Below are 4,012 nucleotides of genomic sequence, written 5' to 3' on the forward strand. Positions count from 1 at the left end.
GTCACAGGTCACCTCGCTTGTCCGTTGCCTTGAGAGTGCTGGTGGCGCCGATCCTGAGCCGTGCTTGGTAGATTGCATACAGTCGACGAATACTGTATGAAGATTGTTATCCCGCATCCCGTGGGTGATGTCCAGGGGTCGTGCACCACTTTTCAGACGCGACCCGATCGAGACGGGAGCCGAACCATGGACCTGTACGAGCACCAGGCCCGCGGGCTCTTCGAGGAACACGGCATCCTCGTGCCGAGGGCGGAGGTCACCGACTCACCCAAGGAGGCGCGCGAGATCGCGCGCAGGCTGGGTGGCCCCGCCGTCGTCAAGGCGCAGGTCAAGACCGGGGGGCGGGGCAAGGCCGGCGGTGTGCGGCTCGCGGCCGACCCGGCCGCGGCGGAACTGGCGGCACGTCGGATCCTCGGGACGGACATCAAGGGCCACACCGTCGGCAAGGTCATGCTGGCCCAACCGGTGGACATCGAGGCCGAGTTCTACGTCTCGTACGTCCTCGACCGCGCGGCGGGCCGCTTCCTCGCCATCGCCTCCGCCGAGGGCGGCATGGAGATAGAGGAGGTCGCCGCCGGTCGACCGGAGGCGGTCGCCCGTATACACATCGACCCGGCCGAAGGGGTCACCTCCGCCAAGGCGGGAGAGATCGCCGAGGCCGCCGGCCTCCCGTCGCAGACCGTCGACGTCCTCGTACGGCTGTGGCAGGTGCTGGTCCGCGAGGACGCCGTCCTCGTCGAGGTCAATCCGCTGGTCCGCACCCGGCAGGGACAGATCCTCGCCCTCGACGGCAAGGTCACACTCGACGACAACGCCCGCTTCCGCCAGGCCCGTTGGGGTGTCGAGGAAGCGGAGCACGGGGACGCGCTGGAGGCGGCCGCGGCCGCGAAGGGCCTCAACTACGTCAAGCTCGACGGCGAGGTCGGCATCATCGGCAACGGCGCCGGGCTGGTCATGGCGACCCTCGACGTGGTCGCCGGCTGCGGCGCCCGGCCGGCCAACTTCCTCGACATCGGAGGCGGCGCGTCCGCCCAGGTGATGGCCGACGGGCTGTCCGTCATCCTCTCCGACCCGGCGGTGAAGTCGGTGTTCGTCAACGTCTTCGGCGGGATCACCGCGTGCGACGCGGTCGCCGACGGCATCGTACGGGCCCTGGAAACCGTCCAGTTGACCAAGCCGCTCGTCGTTCGCCTCGACGGCAACAACGCCGTCCGCGGCCGCGCCGTCCTCGACGCGCACGCCCATCCGCTGGTCCAGCAGGCCACCACCATGGACGGCGCCGCCCGCCGCGCCGCCCGACTCGCCGACACAGCCTGAGGAGGCGGCACATGGCGATCTACCTCACCAAGGAGAGCAAGGTCCTCGTCCAGGGCATGACCGGCGGCGAGGGCATGAAGCACACCCGGCGCATGCTCGCGGCCGGCACGAACGTCGTCGGCGGCGTCAACCCGCGCAAGGCCGGCCGGACCGTCGACTTCGACGATCGTGCCGTACCTGTTTTCGGGTCGGTTGCCGACGGTATACAGTCGACCGGAGCCGATGTCGCCGTCGTTTTCGTGCCGCCCGCCTTCGCCAAGGCGGCCGTCATCGAAGCCGCCGACGCCGGCATCGGACTCGCCGTCGTCATCACCGAGGGCATCCCCGTCCACGACTCCGTCGCCTTCACCGCGTACGCGAAGGAGAAGGGCACCCGGATCATCGGCCCCAACTGTCCGGGCCTGATCACCCCCGGACAGTCCAACGCGGGCATCATCCCGGCCGACATCGCCAAACCCGGACGCATCGGCCTGGTCTCCAAGTCGGGCACGCTCACCTACCAACTCATGCACGAGCTGCGCGACATCGGCTTCACGACCTGTGTCGGCATCGGCGGCGACCCCGTCGTCGGCACCACCCACATCGACTGCCTCGCCGCGTTCCAGGACGATCCCGACACCGAACTCGTCGTGCTCATCGGGGAGATCGGCGGCGACGCCGAGGAGCGCGCGGCCGCCTACATCGAGCGGCACGTCGGCAAACCCGTCGTCGGCTACATCGCCGGATTCACCGCGCCCGAGGGAAAGACCATGGGACACGCGGGCGCCATCGTGTCCGGTTCCTCGGGCACGGCGCAGGCCAAGAAGGCAGCCCTGGAAGCGGTCGGCGTCAAGGTCGGCGACACCCCGACCGAGACGGCCCGCCTCGTGCTCGACCTGCTGGCGGCCGACCGCGACGCGACCCGCAAGGCGTGATCGACGGCGCCACCGAGTACCTCCCCTGTATACGCGACCACTGGTCGCACGGACCTGCCCTCCGCGGTTCCGCAGAACGTTCCGTGGATGCCAGGCACCCCCCGCCCCCGACTGTGCACCGAGAGCGGAGACACCCAATGACAACCACCCTCAACTCCACCCCCCTCGTGGTGAAGTCCGGTACCACCTGGGACGACGCCTGGCGGCGCTGTCTCGCGGCCGCCCCCGAGGCGTTCCGGGACGACCGGGTCCTCAACCTCTGGAACGCAGCCTGGCGGGCGGACGGCCGGGCCCTGCCCGCCACCAGCCCCGTCGACGGCAGCCCGATCGCCGGCCCGCCGCGTCTGGACCGCGAGACCGCCCACCAGGCCGTCCGCGCCTCCCTCGACCAGCACCGCGCCTGGCGGCACATCCCGCTCGAAGAGCGCCGAGCCCGCGTCGCGGCCACCCTCGACTCCCTCGCACAGCACCGCGAACTCCTCGCCCTGCTGCTCGTCTGGGAGATCGGCAAGCCGTGGCGGCTCGCCCAGGCGGACGTCGACCGGGCCATCGACGGAGTGCGCTGGTACGTCGACGGCATCGAGCCGATGGTCGCCGGGCGGGCTCCGCTGGACGGCCCGGTGTCCAACATCGCCAGCTGGAACTATCCGATGAGCGTGCTCGTCCACGCCATGCTGGTCCAGGCCCTGGCGGGCAACGCGGTCATCGCCAAGACCCCGACCGACGGCGGTGTCGCCTGTCTTACCCTGGCCTGTGCGCTCGCCGCCCGCGAGGGGATCCCCGTCACTCTGGTCAGTGGCAGCGGGGGCGAGCTGTCCGAGGCGCTGGTACGGGCGCCCGAGATCGGGTGCGTCTCCTTCGTCGGCGGCCGCGACACCGGCGCCGCCGTGGCCACGGCCGTCGCCGACCTCGGCAAGCGTCATGTCCTCGAACAGGAGGGGCTCAACACCTGGGGTATCTGGAACTACTCGGACTGGGACGCCCTCACCGCCGTCATCCCCAAGCTCTTCGACTACGGCAAGCAGCGCTGCACGGCGTACCCGCGCTTCGTCGTCCAGCGGGAGCTGTTCGACGACTTCCTGGCCGCGTACCTCCCCGCGGTGCGCACGCTCAAGGTCGGCCACCCGCTCGCCGTCGCCCGGGCCGACGACCCCTACCCGGCACTGGACTTCGGCCCGGTGATCAACGCGGCCAAGGCGAAGGACCTGCACGACCAGGTCGCCGAGGCCATCGCCCGCGGCGCCGTCCCCCTGCACCGCGCCGGCGAGAGCGACGCCCGCTTCCTGCCCGGCCAGGACACCTCGGCGTACGTCCAGCCCGTCACGCTCCTCAACCCGCCCCCGTCCTCACCGCTGCACCACGCGGAACCGTTCGGCCCGGTCGACACCATCGTCCTGGTCGACACCGAGGCGGAGCTGCTGGCCGCGATGAACGCCTCCAACGGCGCGCTGGTGGCCACCCTGTCCACGGACGACCGGTCCACCTTCGACCGGCTCGCCCCGCAGATCCGGGCGTTCAAGGTCGGCCACGGCAAGCCCCGCTCGCGGGGCGACCGCGACGAACTGTTCGGCGGGTTCGGCGCGTCCTGGCACGGCGCCTTCGTCGGCGGCGAGCTGCTGGTGCGCGCCGTGACGCAGGGCCCGGCGGGGGAGCGGCTGCCCGGGAACTTCCCTGAGTACCAGCTCATGCCGTGACCGGCGGCCGAGGGCGGCGCCCGGGCAAGGGCGCCGCCCTCGGGACATCGCGTGCAGACGTCGACGTACAAGTGAGGTGGCGATCAT

General features: G+C 71.0%; 3 protein-coding genes. All 3 read left to right on the top strand.

All coding sequences use genetic code 11. The features are described from left to right. Nucleotides 1-186 precede the first annotated feature (186 nt). The 3 genes from sucC to ACWD3I_RS49025 all read left to right on the top strand — a co-directional run bounded on the left by sucC (nucleotide 187) and on the right by ACWD3I_RS49025 (nucleotide 3,925). Nucleotides 187-1,317 carry an ADP-forming succinate--CoA ligase subunit beta gene (sucC, locus tag ACWD3I_RS49015; protein WP_365410664.1) on the top strand — a complete coding sequence of 377 codons (1,131 nt, stop codon included), beginning with the start codon at nucleotides 187-189 and terminating at the stop codon, nucleotides 1,315-1,317. Between the two features lie 11 nt (nucleotides 1,318-1,328). Next, nucleotides 1,329-2,231, top strand: a complete 903-nt coding sequence (gene sucD / locus ACWD3I_RS49020; protein WP_365410667.1) for a succinate--CoA ligase subunit alpha — start codon at nucleotides 1,329-1,331, stop codon at nucleotides 2,229-2,231. A gap of 137 nt (nucleotides 2,232-2,368) precedes the next feature. After that, entirely contained in the window at nucleotides 2,369-3,925 is a 1,557-nt protein-coding gene (locus ACWD3I_RS49025; protein WP_365410670.1) for an aldehyde dehydrogenase family protein, read from the top strand. Nucleotides 3,926-4,012: the final 87 nt, after the last annotated feature.

The sequence above is a fragment of the Streptomyces sp. NPDC002817 genome (genome assembly GCF_053592055.1).